Genomic DNA, 13,360 nt, shown 5'->3' with positions numbered 1-13,360 from the left:
TTGATTGCCGCGTACCCATCATCCGCTTCAAGGTCTAAGGACGAAATGGAGCGTCATCAATAGGCGCAGCCTCGCCCGTCAGGTGAGCCGCCAAAATCGCTGCGCTACCGCAAGCCAAGGTAAAGCCCAATGCGCCGTGACCTGCATTCACCCACAAGCGACCGGCCAGCTTGCTGGCCCCCACAACCGGCTTGCCCGAAGGTGTCGCAGGGCGCAAACCCGCCCAGGTCTGCGCCTGCTCCAACGGCAAAGCGGGGAATAGATCTTTCACCTGCTGCTTCAAGGTCGCCATACGACCAGCAGGAATATCCAGCCCATCAAAACCGATATCCACCATTGCCGCCATACGCAGCACTTCACCCAAACGGGCATACACAATGCGCTGTTCATAGTCGGTCACGCTGATAGCCGGCACGGCTTGACTCAAACCTTCCAGCGGCAGGCTCAAGCTGTAGCCCTTCAGCGGGTAGATCAGAGGGCGGCCACCCAGCTGACGCAGCAAAGGCACCGTACCCATACCGCTGGCTACCACAAAGTGATCCGCCTGTATCTCGCCGTCTGCCGTTTGTACGGCACGGATATCGCGCCCTTCCATTACAAAGCGCTGCACCGGCGTATTCAGTTTCAGCTGATAGTCGCTGTCGTTTTGCATGCGCTCGTGCAAGGCCACGGAAAACAGATAAGCGTCGCCCGCCTCTTCGCTAGGCGTGTAAATCGCACCCTGCAAGCGCGAACCCAAAGCTTGCAAAGAAGGCTCCAGCTCCAACACTTGAGCCGCTTCCAGCACTTGCTGCGAAGATCCCATATCCGCCTGCAATTGCGCCTGCTCACGCGCATGCTGGAACGGGCCAGGACTGCGAAACACAATCAGCTTGCCATTGTTTTGATGGGCAAAGTCCAGATTGAAACGCTCTTGCCAGTCGTGCAGAATGTCACGGCTCAGATAGGACAAGGTCAGCATCTGCGCGGTGGTACGACGCACCACATCGCTCCGGCAGGCTTTCAGAAAATGCAGCAGCCAGCGCCATTGCTGCAGGCTAAGCGCCGGTTTGAAACGCAGTGGCGAGTCGTTCTTCAATAACCAGCGAGGCAAATCCTTGAACACGCCCGGATCAGCCAGGGGGGCCACGTAGCTGTAGCTCAGTTGTCCACCATTGGCAAAGCTGGTTTGTCCGGCCACTTGCGAACCCGCCTCCAGTACCGTGACCTTCACCCCTTTCTGGCGCAACATAAATGCGGTGCTCATCCCAATGACGCCAGCACCGATAATACATACATGCATGGAAATACCCCCAATAACTGGTCTCTATTGTCTTTGGGGGTGCGACAGAACACCAATGAATAGTTGGCACGCTCCATAACCCAGGGTTATGGAATCAAGATTTCACTCAATCCGGAAAACGACATTCCAGCAGAGCCTGCCGGATATGATCCAGCACGCGTTCACGCGAGCCAGAACCCGCATCATCATGGGCCGTCAAAATGCTGACCGGAATCGGCAAAGGCTCGGGCAAGCGGTGTATGGCAAGGCCTCGGCCTTGCATGGCTCGGGCTGTGACCAGATCCACCAGGGCCTCCCCAACTTGCTGTACCACCAGGCTGCAAGCCACGTAATGGGTCTGTACACGCATAAAGGGGGCCACATCGGGAACATAACGTTGCAGCAGGCCCTCAACCATCGCGCCCACAGGATCATGAGCGTCTAAAGCGATAAAGGCGCGCTCGGCCATCTGCTCCCAATGGCGCAAAGGCGCAACGCCCGGCAAGGTGACATGTACCAGTTCGGTATGAGCCAGCACCTGCTGTTGGACACCGGAAGACTCGCCCTGATCAAAGCTCATCACCATATCCAGGTCGCGTGTTTCCAGAGCTTGCAATAGCTCCCCGCTATGGTGAGTACGCAGCTCGAAACTCATGGCCGGGTGGGACTGACGACAGCGACTCAAGGCCACCGGCAATAACTCCAGACCAAAAGCCGGACTGCTGCCAATACGCCACAAGCCTTCGTGGTGAGAGCGCAGATTGCGCGCCAGTCGGCTGACGTCATCCAGATTCTGATGCAGGCGCGCAACGTAGGGGGCCAGAATGCTGGCCTCACGCGTAGGGATCAGGCGACCACGCACACGATCAAACAATCGAAAGCCCAGCTGCATTTCTGCCGTCGCCAACATTTTGCTGGCCGCAGGCTGAGAGATATGCAGCAACTGCGCGGCCTGCGTCAAAGAGCCTCCGCGGCAGATCGCATCAAAAATTTCTACATGCCGCCACCGCATCAATTGCCCCCTCTGGTGCGTGCTGAGTTGAAAAACACCTATTATGCGGCAAGTCAGCCTGTGAAGCGGTTTGCCCAGAGTCTTGCCCATACAGGAGACATCGCACGACCACGCCGCCAGAGCAATCCTTTTCAGCCACTCAGGCCAGACGGCTTCGACCCATCCCATCCTGGCACAAAACGCCGCAACCCTTCATGCTTACTTGGTATCCTATACCCCTTTCAGAGTTTTGCCGTGCGCCAGACGCCGGACGAGTTTATGGCTGCTACCCCCTACAAAAAACGCGAACCCAATATCCGTGAGCAAGTCTATGGCATGCTGCGCCAGGACATTGCACTGGGCAAGATCAGCTTTGATGTCAGGTTGGTTGATAATGAAATTGCAGCCAGCCTGAACGTGTCACGCATGCCCGTGCGCGAAGCCCTGTTGCAGCTTAAAAACGAGGGCGTGCTCGAGAGCACCTCACGCGGCTTTGTCCTTAAGATCTACACCCCGCAAGATATTGAAGACATCTTCTCGGTACGCTTGCTATTGGAGCCTTCCGCCGCTCACCTTGCCTGTCAGCATCAAAGTGCGGTGGGCTTGCGTGCCATGGAGCAGGCAGTGGTGCGCATCGAAGCCACGCATCAGCAAGGGGACCCCCTGGACAACATTCAAGCCAACTGGTCGTTTCGTAGTGCCTGGATCAATATGGTGCCCAACAAGCAGCTCATCGATACCATGGAGCGTTTGCATGACCGGGCCGATCAAGCTCGTATCGCCTGCCTGCAAGACCCTCTTTTCCGTCGAGAAACCTTGCAACGCGCTCAAGGCATCTACCAGGCCTTTGAGCAGGGCCTGCCGGAACTGGCCGCACAAAAAATCCATGAAAACCTGGTGATCTGCAGCACCGCCTATTGCATGAAACAAGCCGAACTGTTGTCCCACTAGCGCACGGCCAACCCTTGATTCAAGCTCTTGAAGTAACAAGCCATTACAGAATCGGTTTTCAAAAATAACTATTATTCATAACGAAAAACTTAAACCTGCTTTTGGAGTATTAAATGAAGTTTATTTCTGCTGCCCTGCTGACCCTGAGCCTTGCCGCCCCCGTCTACGCCGCCAACGCCAATCTGTACGAACAGATTTGGGCCGGCCAAGCCGAGCAAGTGATTACTGCCATGCAACAAGACAAAGCCTTGGTCAATGCCAAGCTGGATGGCTATACCCCATTACATCTGGTCAGCATGAACGGCAACAAAGAAATCGCCCGCTTCCTCCTGGACAATGGCGCCGATGTTAACGCCCGCGATTTTGAGGGCTATTCGCCACTGGTGCGTGCCAATGCCAATGGCAACAAGGAAATTTCGGCCATGTTGATCGAACGCGGCGCCAAAGAGTTGCGTCCCTGATCCTGGGGCCAGGCACAAATGAAACAAGCCGGCATCGCCGGCTTGTTTGCAACACGATTGACGGCTGGCCCGTCGCCTACAACACAATCAATCCAGCGTAATTTGCAAAGACTGGATCATCGGGCCTATTGCCGTCGCATCACTCTCGATCAACTCGGCAAACGCCTGCGGTGTCGAGGACTGAATCTCAATACCAAAGTCCACAAACTTCTGCACAACCTCAGGCGCATTGAGCACGGCCGTCAATTGCTCTGTTAACCGTGTCACCTCATCGGCAGGAGTTCCAGCCTTGGCCGAGATCCCCCACCAGATGGTGAATGCCACATTGGGAATGCCGCTTTCTGCAATCGTAGGCGTATCCGGGCGCAATGGACTGCGCTCTGTCGTGGCGGCGGCAATCGCACGCAAACGACCCTCCTCCAAAAAGCCACGGCTGCCCGTCAACACATCAAAAATAAAGTCAATCTGCCCACTGACGGTGTCAATCAAGGCCGGACCTGCGCCCTTGTAGGGTACGTGCACCAGACGGGCTGCGGTTTCTTTACGCAGCATCTCGCCCAGCAAGTGTGTACCCGTGCCCATGCCTGGTGACCCATAGGTCAACTCTTGCTGCTGGCCAGCGGCCACCAAATCCTGCACGGTCTTGAAAGGGCTGTCTTTGTTGACCAGCAGGAACACAGGAGCCTTGGCGGCCAGCGTCATGGGGATCAAGTCGGTAGCCACATCGTAGTTCAGACGCTGATACATGTGACGATTCAGCGAATAAGCACCACTATCGGCCAGAAACAACACCGTGCCCAAGGCATTGGGGTTGGCATTTTTCACCACATTCATGGCAACCTGCGCACCGGCACCCGGACGGTTCTCCACAATCACTTTCTGGTCAAAGCGTGTTCCCATTTCCTGAGAAATCACACGCGCCAACTGATCGGCCGCGCCACCAGGCGGGTAAGGAATCACCAGCGTGACATTCTGGTTCTGAGCATGAACCTGTGCGCCCAACATCAGTGCACAACACGTTGCCAACTTAAGCCATACCTTCATTGTTCTATCCCCATTGCCCATCCGGGCTTATCCAAAAATTATTGTGATGCACATCGACTTCGTTGCCAAAGACCGACCTGCCTTGGTCTGGATCGTCTGCCATACGCCGCTATGTATGCAGCGAACTCCCTCCTTATTTACCTACCAGCTACGCGAAATACCACTGCTTGGCAGCCCGTGCCACTTCGGGTTTTTCCGGTGCAAGACAGGAATTTCAAAATAATATATTGCAGTATACTGTTTGCTGAATATTAGTAATTTCACCCATGCACATCGGCTTGCCATCTTGATCACACAAGCCGGGAGATACACCATGAACGCCCATTCCATTCCCATCTCTGAACTGCCCTTGTACGCCCTGCCTGCCACGCAACGCACCGTGCCCGCCCTACTGCGCTTGCGTGCCGAACGCATGGGTGATGCGCCGTTGTTTTCGGACCGAAAAAACAGCTATACCGGCATCCAGACCGTGCAAATGGCCGCCGCCAGTGCCGATCGTTTGCACCGTGCAGGCATCAAGCGTGGCGACCGTGTGGCCTTGCTCTGCACCAATCGGCACGAGTTCATGGAAATCGTGCTGGGGTGTGGCTGGCTGGGCGCGATTGTGGTGCCGATCAATACCGCCTCGCGTGGGGCGCAATTGCAACACATCTTGTGCAATAGCCAGGCCAGTCTGTTAGTGTTGGAAAGTGACCTGACGCCACTCTTGGCTGATGTGGACCTAGGCCTTACCGCTGTTCAACAAGCCTGGTTGATTCAAGGTCAGCAAGCCGCACAAACATTGTCTGTAGCGACATGCGACCTGCCTGCTTTGGGCCAATACTGCGAGCCTGCCGATATCGGCCCCGGCGATACGCTGGCCATTCTGTACACTTCCGGCACCTCCGGTCCCTCCAAAGGCGTTCAGTGCCCGCATGCTCAGTTTTACTGGTGGGGCATTTACACTGCCAGCAAGCTGGGCATGAAGCCCGATGATGTGTTGTATACCTGCCTGCCCCTGTTTCACACCAATGCCTTGAACACGTTTTTCCAGGCCCTGGTCAGCGACGCCTGCATGGTGGTGGACAAGCGTTTCTCGGCCAGCCGTTTCTTCGACAATCTGTATGAAACCGGCGCCACGATTACCTATCTGCTCGGCGCCATGGTGCCTATCTTGCTGTCCAAACCAGAGACGGCGGCAGAAAAACTGCACAAGACGCGCATTGCATTAGGCCCCGGTGTTCCCGAACAATTTCATCGCCAGTTTCTGGATCGCTGCCACATGCATCTGCTGGATGGTTTTGGTTCTACCGAGACCAACTATGTGATGGGCCGTGGTATCCAGGAACAGCGCAATGGCTATATGGGCCGCGTGTCGGAAGGTTTTGAAGCACTGGTGGTGGACGAGAACGACAACCCTCTGCCAAATGGTGAAGTGGGCGAACTGCTATTGCGCGCCGATGAACCCTATGCCTTCGCACTGGGTTACTACGGGCAACCGGACAAGACGGTGGAGACCTGGAAAAACCTGTGGTTCCACACGGGTGACCGCGTCGTGCGCGATGCCGATGGCTACTACCGCTTTGTGGATCGTCTGAAAGACATGATTCGCCGTCGTGGGGAAAACATTTCCTCCTATGAAGTCGAGCAGGCTTTAGCCAGCCATCCTGCCGTCCACACGGTGGCGGTCTATGCCGCCAAGTCCGAGCTGGCCGAGGACGAGGTCATGGCCATGATTGTGTTGCGCCCAGATTGCACGGTCAGTTGCGAAGAACTGCTGCAACATTGCGAGCACCGTCTGCCTTACTTTGCCGTGCCGCGCTTTATTGAGTTTACCGAGGCTCTGCCCACCACGGAAAATGGCAAGATTCAAAAGTTTGCCCTGCGTGATCGCGGCATTGGCCCCGACACCTGGGATAGAGAACAAGCAGGCTATCAGGTTCGCCGCTGATGGCGGCCACAGGAATTCGATATGACGCCTAGTTTCAATCTGGACACGGTGCGCCTGCTGGGCGCGACCGAGGTCACTTACACCCGGCGTGGTCAGCTTGGCACCTCCGAGCTGCTGGCCCAGGCTTTCAAACAATCCCTGTCCGCAGCGGGTTTGCAGGCCAGCGATATTGATGGCCTGGGAGTGGCCTCATTCACCCACGCACCGGATCGGGCTATTGATCTGGCCTGGAGGCTGGGTTTGAAGGTGGGCTGGATCATGGATGACAGCAATGGCGGCGCCAGCGGTCTGAACATTCTGCAGCACGCGATTCGCGCGGTTCAGGCCGGCGATGCCCGCTGTATTGCGATTGTGGCCGGGGATCATTTTCAGGCCAGGGACTTCCAGCAACTGGTCGAGAACTATAACCAGACAACCCACGATCACTTGCGGCCTTTGGGGGCTGGTAGTCCGAATCACCGCTTTGCCATGCTGACTGCCAATCAAATGCGCAAGCTGGGTTTGGAGCGGGCGGATTATGCTGCCCTGGTGATGCGCCAGCGGGTATGGGCCAGTATGAATCCTGGCGCTGCGTATCGTAGTCCCATGAGTCTGGATGAGTATTTGAATGCGCCTCAAGTGGCGGATCCTTTAACACGGCTGGACTGTGTGCCAGTGGTGGACGGGGCCAATGCCTTGATTGTGATGCGCGCGGATCATCCGGCGGCGCAGAATCAGCCTGAAATTACGGTCAAGGCTTTACGCAGTTTTCACAACATTGATGATCAGCAAGGCGATGGCTTGAGCACAGGTCTGGCGGCTTTGGCTCCAACTTTGTGGGCAGAGTCAGGCTTGAGTCCGGCGCAGATGGATGTCGTCAGTATGTATGATGACTACCCCGTCATGGTTTTGGCGCAATTGCAGGATTTGGGCTTTTTTGAGGCGGATGGCGCAAAGCAGTTTATCCATGAGTCAATTGCGACGGGATGTCTGGCGTTGAATACATCTGGCGGGCAGTTATCGGCCGGACAGGCTGGGGCGGCATGCAGCTTGCATGGCTTGGTCGAGGTAATGCGCCAGTTAAGCGGGCAGGCGGGGGAGCGTCAGATAGCACAGGCTCGATATGGTTTGGTCACGGGCTATGGCATGGTGGAGTATCGCTATGGCATGTGTTCAACGGCGCTTGTTTTGGAGGCCCTATGATGAGTCCTTCTGTATTTCGTTGTGTGCGGTGTGATCATCGGATGTTCCCAGCGCGGTTCTTGTGTTCCCAGTGTCATGGGGATGAATTTGAGGCTGAGGAGTGCTCGTCTGGGGTGGTAACGGAACTGACGCGCAGTGCCTCTTCTGGAGACGAGGCGGGGGTGTATATGCTGGCTACGGTTGCCAGCGATGCAGGGCCGGTGTTGATTGCTCGTGTGCTGGATGAGGCTGTCCAGCGGGGTGATAAGGTCGCTTTGGTTTTGCGGGATGGTGGGATCTATGCTGATCCTGTGCGGGGGTAAAGGCACTTTTTTCAGCGGCTTTTTTTAACAGCCTTCATTTTTTGAGGGTTGGGTTTCGATACCCAGCGCATCGAGACTGGGCTGACTCAAGGTTTGGAGTCAGCCACTGTTCGACACGATAAAGAAGGTGACTATAAGACGCTGATTAAGGGGCTGTCCGGGTTTCGGGGCTGGTAACTTGCCGGCGCTGCGCGCCGGTGCCCTGGTCAGATAATCGCTACGGGCGCACCTTGAACTCGTCCGGTGATTGGTCCGCCGGACCAATCACAAACACCGGACTCAAACAGCAAGGTGCTTGCACCCCTGCGCAATGATCTGCCTGCGGCAAGTTGCCTGATCCGCCCCAACACCCGGACAGCCCCTCAATCAGCTCACAGCATCTTTTGTCGGACGATTGTTGGTTGAGTTTTCCTGGGTCAGAGTTTGCGTCTCGAACGAGCTATTTGCTATCCAGCACTGGAAGTCCACGCACACCCCCAAGGTCTGCAAGAGGCTGAAAGGCGGCTGGGCAATGAAATACGGCTCCCATATCAACCGCTTTTAAGCAGGCAGAGAGACGGCCAGAACTGATCTATGCTATCGCGCACAAAAAACCCCACGCTACGCCTTTGGCTTGCTGCCCCCCGAGGGGGGCTTTTTGTCTTGGGACGGCCCGGCGACAAAAAAGGCCCCCACGCTGCGCCGTCGGCTGGCTGCCCCCCGAGGGGGTGCTTTTTGCCTTGGGACGGCCCGGCGACAAAAAAACCTGAGTTTGGCAAACGCCGCACTCAGGTTTTTCGTTTTTTGCCCGGAAAGCCTGTTCAAGACTCTGGCTTTCTGTGTGGGACAACATCGCTGTTGCCCCTTTTTTCAGCGGACGGCTCGGTCTTAGCCGATCAGTCCTGGCAGACCCACGGCAATCCAGGGGACAAACAGCACCAGGGCCAGGATGCCGATTTCTATAACCAGGAAGGGCACGGCGGCGCTGTAGATGTGGGGCAAGCGGATGGATGGAGGGGCCACGCTTTGCATCACAATCAGCAACAAGCCAAAGGGTGGCGTCAGCAAGCCAATTTCCAGTGCGATCAGGATCATCACGCCCAGCCAGACGGTGTCCACGCCAGCAGCCAAGGCCAGGGGCATGAAGAAGGGCAAGGCAATCATCATCATGGAGATTTGATCCAGCACCATACCCATGACCATCAGCACCAGCAACATGCAAACCACCAACACGAAGGGCGACAGGTTGTAGTCTTTGATCATGCCCAAAAAGCCTGCGCTGGCTCCAGAGAAGCTGAGCAGTTGCGCAAAGGTGGTGGAGGCGGCCAGAATGAACAGAATCACCACCGAGACTTTGGCCGTTTCAATCAGGCTCTTCCACAGGGCTTTCAGGGTCAGGGCGCGGTAGGCAATCGTTGCCAACACCGAGGCCACGACACCAATCGCAGCCGACTCGGTAGGCGAGGCCCAGCCCACCAGCATCGAGCCGACGACCGCAACGAAGATACCCAACAATGGCACGACATTAAGCACAAAGGGTTTCCACAAGGCCCAGCCTTTCAGACGGATGGCAGAGTCTTCGTCACTCATCGGTGCATCTTGCGGACGCAGGCGGCTGCGAACCACCACATAGGCCAGAAAACCGGCGGCCATCAATATGCCCGGCAAGATACCGCCAATCAGCAGCCGTTCAATGGAAATACCGGCCAAGCTACCCAACATGACAGCCAATGCTGAAGGAGGAATCAGCATGGCAATGCCACCGACCGCCATGATAGGGCCCATGGCCATGGTCGGGTGATAGCCGCGACGCAGCATTTCTGGCAGCATCACGCCACCCATCATGGCCGTGTTGGCAATGGACGAACCCGACAAGGTCGCAAAGGTTGTACCACCCAAAATGCTGACGATGGACAGTTTTCCCGGTACGCGCGAGATCATGCGCTCGATGGAGTCAATCGCTTTGAAGGCCAACCCGGTGTGAAACAGCACCTCGCCCATCAAGACGAATAAGGGGATGGGAGTGAGGGAAAAACTGCCAATGGAGGCAGTGGTGTTGCGCGCCCATTGTGCCAGACCTGCCGCTTCGCCCAGAAACAGCCAGGCCCCCAGCAGGTTGACGGACAGGAAGGCAAAAACGACGGGCGTGCCGATAGCCATCAAGACAAAGAGCGATCCTAGCAGCAGGATCAATGCCATGTGCCATTCCATGTTCAGGCTCCTTGCTCAACGGGACGGGACATCAGGCGGCGCAGAAATTCCAGCGCCAATAAGGTTGCACCAAACAGCAAAGGCAGATTCAGCCACCACTCTGGAAAGACCAGAGCTTTAAAGACCAGGGCTCCTTGCTCGTACGAGTCCAGGGCGACGACGGCACATTGCCAGGCCAAAACACCACAGACGGTCAGTCCCAACAGGTTAGAGACCAGATCCAGGCCACGCTGCATGGGCAAAGGCAGGTTGTTGAACAGCACATCGATACGAATATGGCCACCCAGATACAGCACCCACGGTGCTGCCACGAAGGTAGCAATAATCAACATGTATTCGGTTACTTCCACACTGGTGGACAGCACGTCGTAACCCAGGTTGCGCGACACCACGTCAGCACATACCAGCAAGCTCATCAGCCCGAAGGTCAGGGCCGCGACGGCGCCACAAGTATTCATTAACAGGGCGTACGGACGCCCCCAGGTCGTATTGGAAGGCTGGCCTTCCGGGGTAGTTGCAGCAGACATCGCGTCCTCTCCGCAGATCAAAGTCACTGAAAGGGCGGACATCTGCCCACCCATATGGCACCATCAAAAAGTGGACACTGTCCTCAAAGGCACAATGTCCACTGTCAAACTACGTCATCAGCAATCTTGTTTTAAGGCTGATAACCACCAAACAATTCACGCAATTGCGCGGCGTATTTGGGGCTGGATTTATCAATACCGGCCCAACCTGCTTCGTAGGCTTTGGTACGCAAGGCACGAGCGGCCTCTGGGTCCAGCACCAACGCTTGCACGCCCGCTTGTTCGGTAGCGGCTTTTTCTTCAATGGCCATCTGGTGTTCAGTCACGTTCTGTGACTCCATCCACTCGATCTGCTTGCGCATGAAGGCTTTCTGTTCTTCATCCAGTTTTTCCCAGCTCTTCTGGTTCATGAAGAAACCCACTTCCACGTTGTAGAAGCCTGGTTCTACGCGGTATTTAGTCTTTTCATGCCAGCCCATTTCCATCACGCCCACGGAAGGCCAGCCATAGCCGTCCACTACGCCACGCTCCAGCGCGGTATAGACCTCGCCCGGTGGAATCTGCAGCGGGGTTGCACCAATTTCGCGGAAGAAGGACAGGTACACCGGCACACCTCGCAGCTTGAAACCTGATAGGTCGGCCGAGGTCACGGGCTTGTTGGTGTAGATGTGGTACTGCAAACCATCCGTCGTACGAGCCAGCCAGGTGATATTGGCTTTCTCGCGGTGAATCTTGTCCATCAGTTCGTAGCCGCCGTTCTGGCGCAGCTCGCTCATGGGTTTTTCTGTCAGCGTCAAAGCCAGTGCCTCAGGCACCAGATTGGCGTGGAAGACAGCCGTGGTATTGGCGAAGTCAATCACGCCAGAGCGCAGAGCGTTACCGACCTCGAAAGGTGGGATGGCCTCTGGGCCACCAATGACATTGATCTGCACCAGCCCCTTGCCTTCTGTGTTGACCTTGTCAACGAACTGCTTGAAGCGTTTGGTAAAGAAGGTGTCCATCGTAAAGACAGATACCGCTTTCAGCGTGACTTCGGCTGCCTGAGCGCCAGCCATTCCCAATGCCAGCAAGGCGGCTGCCATTACTCGAGTTGTTTTATGCACCATGACGGAAGTTCCGCAGAAATGTTTGTAATGAAATTTTAGTTTAGATATAAATATATCAATAATCAATTATTTATGAGTCGGGGTTTTCACTAAGCCTGCCTAAAGCATCCTGGGGTGCGCCCCCCTCATGACACCTCCATCCTGTGGGTAAACAGCCTGCGGTATCATCACAAGCTTCACGTTTCATTGGTTAAGAGGGCTTACTCATGACATTTTCCGCTGTGCTGTTTGATTGTGACGGTGTGCTGGTAGACAGCGAGCCCATCACGGTTCGCGTGCTGCGGGACATGTTGCAAGAGGAAGGCTGGGTCATGACCTACGAGCAGTGCTATGACTGGTTCATTGGCAAGGCACTACCCGACGAACTACCCACCGTGCGCAAGATGACAGGTAAAGATCTGGATATGGAATGGGTGATGGCCTTTCGCATGCGCCGCAACCATGCGCTGAGCAATGAAGTCATGGCCATTCCCGGCATTCAGGAGACGCTGGATGCCATCTTGCGCGACAAGCCCGGCATGATTGCCTGCGCGTCCGGTGCAGACCGCGCCAAACTGGTACTGCAACTGGGCCAGACTGGCCTGCTGGATTACTTTGGCACCCATATCTATAGCGGCGCTGAAACACCACGCAACAAGCCCTACCCGGATGTCTATCTGGCCGCTGCGCATGGCTTGAGAGTAGACCCCAAGGACTGTGTGGTGGTGGAAGACAGTGTCACGGGCGCAACAGCAGGCTTGGCTGCCGGGGCCACCGTATTGGGCTATTGCCCGATCCCCGACAAGCAAGAGGATTTGCGCCGCCTGGGTGTGCGCGACACCTTCCGCCGCATGGATGAATTACCTGCATTGATCGCCAAGCTGGAACAGGAACGCGTACAAGGCTGATTCATAGCCAAGCAATAGACAAGGCACTGTGTTTTAGGCAATTTCGTCAAAAGAAGGTGGCTCACCTTTGGGAATTGCTCAAAACGCAGTGCCTTTTTGCCGCTGAGCCGCCCCGAAGCTCGATACCCTGGAAAAAAGTGCCCCAGCAAGCCAAAGGCATCGCGTGGAGCCTTTTTGTCTTTTGCTTAATCTTCCATATGGAAGGTGTGCAAAATTCTATGCAACACAGGGGCAATAATCAGCCCGAAAGCGGCGGCCAACACCAGACTGACATACGCCCCATAAATGGCAAAAAACACTTTGCCGGCCCATGTTTCGGGCAAAGCCATCGGCCCTAGCCCACCAACCATCATGGCCGCATTCAAGGCCGCATCGTGCCAATGTACGTTCTCTTCCAACCACATGTGCCCCAATGCACCCAGCATCAGGGAAAAGACCACAAACACAATGCCGATCAAGGCATGCGCCAACAGGCGCTTGGTAAACTGCCAACCCGAAATCAAGGGCTGATCACGTGACTCATACATG

Annotated in this window: 13 protein-coding genes; 6 read left to right on the top strand and 7 right to left on the bottom strand. The window is 55.9% G+C overall.

Going from position 1 to position 13,360, the window contains the following annotated elements:
• Positions 1-34: 34 nt before the first annotated feature.
• Together ACDI13_RS11175 and ACDI13_RS11170 are read right to left on the bottom strand one after the other, a co-directional pair.
• The gene (locus ACDI13_RS11175; protein WP_316989475.1) at positions 35-1,282 is read right to left on the bottom strand and encodes a D-amino acid dehydrogenase; all 1,248 of its coding nucleotides are present in this window, start codon (positions 1,280-1,282) and stop codon (positions 35-37) included.
• A gap of 106 nt (positions 1,283-1,388) precedes the next feature.
• Positions 1,389-2,222, bottom strand: coding sequence for a LysR family transcriptional regulator (locus ACDI13_RS11170; protein WP_372372455.1), 834 nt, complete (start codon positions 2,220-2,222; stop codon positions 1,389-1,391).
• Positions 2,223-2,531: 309 nt separating this feature from the next.
• On the opposite strand from ACDI13_RS11170, the gene ACDI13_RS11165 reads away from it, so the two are divergent.
• A complete protein-coding gene (locus tag ACDI13_RS11165) occupies positions 2,532-3,203 on the top strand; it encodes a GntR family transcriptional regulator (RefSeq protein WP_316989473.1) in 672 nt (223 codons plus the stop codon).
• 113 nt (positions 3,204-3,316) lie between these two features.
• Positions 3,317-3,664, top strand: a complete 348-nt coding sequence (locus ACDI13_RS11160; protein WP_316989472.1) for an ankyrin repeat domain-containing protein — start codon at positions 3,317-3,319, stop codon at positions 3,662-3,664.
• 87 nt (positions 3,665-3,751) lie between these two features.
• Here the strand turns inward: ACDI13_RS11160 and ACDI13_RS11155 are convergent, their stop codons facing one another.
• Positions 3,752-4,708, bottom strand: coding sequence for a tripartite tricarboxylate transporter substrate binding protein (locus ACDI13_RS11155; protein WP_316989471.1), 957 nt, complete (start codon positions 4,706-4,708; stop codon positions 3,752-3,754).
• 313 nt (positions 4,709-5,021) lie between these two features.
• Here ACDI13_RS11155 and ACDI13_RS11150 point away from each other — a divergent pair, with 313 nt between their 5' ends.
• The 3 genes from ACDI13_RS11150 to ACDI13_RS11140 all read left to right on the top strand — a co-directional run bounded on the left by ACDI13_RS11150 (position 5,022) and on the right by ACDI13_RS11140 (position 8,122).
• Entirely contained in the window at positions 5,022-6,638 is a 1,617-nt protein-coding gene (locus ACDI13_RS11150) for an ATP-dependent acyl-CoA ligase (protein WP_316989470.1), read from the top strand.
• A 21-nt stretch (positions 6,639-6,659) separates the two neighbouring features.
• On the top strand, positions 6,660-7,820 hold the full coding sequence (locus tag ACDI13_RS11145; protein ID WP_316989469.1) for a thiolase family protein: 1,161 nt from the start codon (positions 6,660-6,662) through the stop codon (positions 7,818-7,820).
• A gap of 113 nt (positions 7,821-7,933) precedes the next feature.
• On the top strand, positions 7,934-8,122 hold the full coding sequence (locus ACDI13_RS11140; protein WP_316989468.1) for a hypothetical protein: 189 nt from the start codon (positions 7,934-7,936) through the stop codon (positions 8,120-8,122).
• Positions 8,123-8,989: 867 nt separating this feature from the next.
• Here the strand turns inward: ACDI13_RS11140 and ACDI13_RS11135 are convergent.
• The 3 genes from ACDI13_RS11135 to dctP all read right to left on the bottom strand — a co-directional run bounded on the left by ACDI13_RS11135 (position 8,990) and on the right by dctP (position 11,945).
• Complete coding sequence (locus tag ACDI13_RS11135) at positions 8,990-10,300, bottom strand: TRAP transporter large permease (protein ID WP_316989467.1); 1,311 nt, start codon at positions 10,298-10,300, stop codon at positions 8,990-8,992.
• A gap of 14 nt (positions 10,301-10,314) precedes the next feature.
• On the bottom strand, positions 10,315-10,839 hold the full coding sequence (locus ACDI13_RS11130) for a TRAP transporter small permease (protein ID WP_316989466.1): 525 nt from the start codon (positions 10,837-10,839) through the stop codon (positions 10,315-10,317).
• Positions 10,840-10,970: 131 nt separating this feature from the next.
• Complete coding sequence (dctP, locus tag ACDI13_RS11125; RefSeq protein WP_316989465.1) at positions 10,971-11,945, bottom strand: TRAP transporter substrate-binding protein DctP; 975 nt, start codon at positions 11,943-11,945, stop codon at positions 10,971-10,973.
• Positions 11,946-12,151: 206 nt separating this feature from the next.
• Here dctP and ACDI13_RS11120 point away from each other — a divergent pair, with 206 nt between their 5' ends.
• A complete protein-coding gene (locus ACDI13_RS11120) occupies positions 12,152-12,832 on the top strand; it encodes an HAD family phosphatase (RefSeq protein ID WP_316989464.1) in 681 nt (226 codons plus the stop codon).
• Positions 12,833-13,017: 185 nt separating this feature from the next.
• On the opposite strand, the gene ACDI13_RS11115 is transcribed toward ACDI13_RS11120, so the two are convergent.
• Complete coding sequence (locus ACDI13_RS11115) at positions 13,018-13,359, bottom strand: hypothetical protein (protein WP_316989463.1); 342 nt, start codon at positions 13,357-13,359, stop codon at positions 13,018-13,020.
• Position 13,360: the final 1 nt, after the last annotated feature.

Source organism: Alcaligenes faecalis, from assembly GCF_041521385.1.
Lineage (GTDB): Bacteria > Pseudomonadota > Gammaproteobacteria > Burkholderiales > Burkholderiaceae_B > Alcaligenes > Alcaligenes faecalis_E.
The sequence above is the reverse complement of the archived record's forward strand: the minus strand, read 5'-3'. Positions and strand labels throughout refer to the sequence as shown.

Bases quoted from the DNA above. Each gene is read 5' to 3' on its own strand.
- ACDI13_RS11175 (WP_316989475.1), bottom strand. From the start codon at position 1,282: ATGCATGTATGTATTATCGGTGCTGGCGTCATTGGGATGAGCACCGCA.
- ACDI13_RS11165 (WP_316989473.1), top strand. From the start codon at position 2,532: ATGGCTGCTACCCCCTACAAAAAACGCGAACCCAATATCCGTGAGCAA.
- ACDI13_RS11160 (WP_316989472.1), top strand. From the start codon at position 3,317: ATGAAGTTTATTTCTGCTGCCCTGCTGACCCTGAGCCTTGCCGCCCCC.
- ACDI13_RS11155 (WP_316989471.1), bottom strand. From the start codon at position 4,708: ATGAAGGTATGGCTTAAGTTGGCAACGTGTTGTGCACTGATGTTGGGC.
- ACDI13_RS11150 (WP_316989470.1), top strand. From the start codon at position 5,022: ATGAACGCCCATTCCATTCCCATCTCTGAACTGCCCTTGTACGCCCTG.
- ACDI13_RS11145 (WP_316989469.1), top strand. From the start codon at position 6,660: ATGACGCCTAGTTTCAATCTGGACACGGTGCGCCTGCTGGGCGCGACC.
- ACDI13_RS11135 (WP_316989467.1), bottom strand. From the start codon at position 10,300: ATGGCATTGATCCTGCTGCTAGGATCGCTCTTTGTCTTGATGGCTATC.
- ACDI13_RS11130 (WP_316989466.1), bottom strand. From the start codon at position 10,839: ATGTCTGCTGCAACTACCCCGGAAGGCCAGCCTTCCAATACGACCTGG.
- dctP (WP_316989465.1), bottom strand. From the start codon at position 11,945: ATGGTGCATAAAACAACTCGAGTAATGGCAGCCGCCTTGCTGGCATTG.
- ACDI13_RS11120 (WP_316989464.1), top strand. From the start codon at position 12,152: ATGACATTTTCCGCTGTGCTGTTTGATTGTGACGGTGTGCTGGTAGAC.
- ACDI13_RS11115 (WP_316989463.1), bottom strand. From the start codon at position 13,359: ATGTATGAGTCACGTGATCAGCCCTTGATTTCGGGTTGGCAGTTTACC.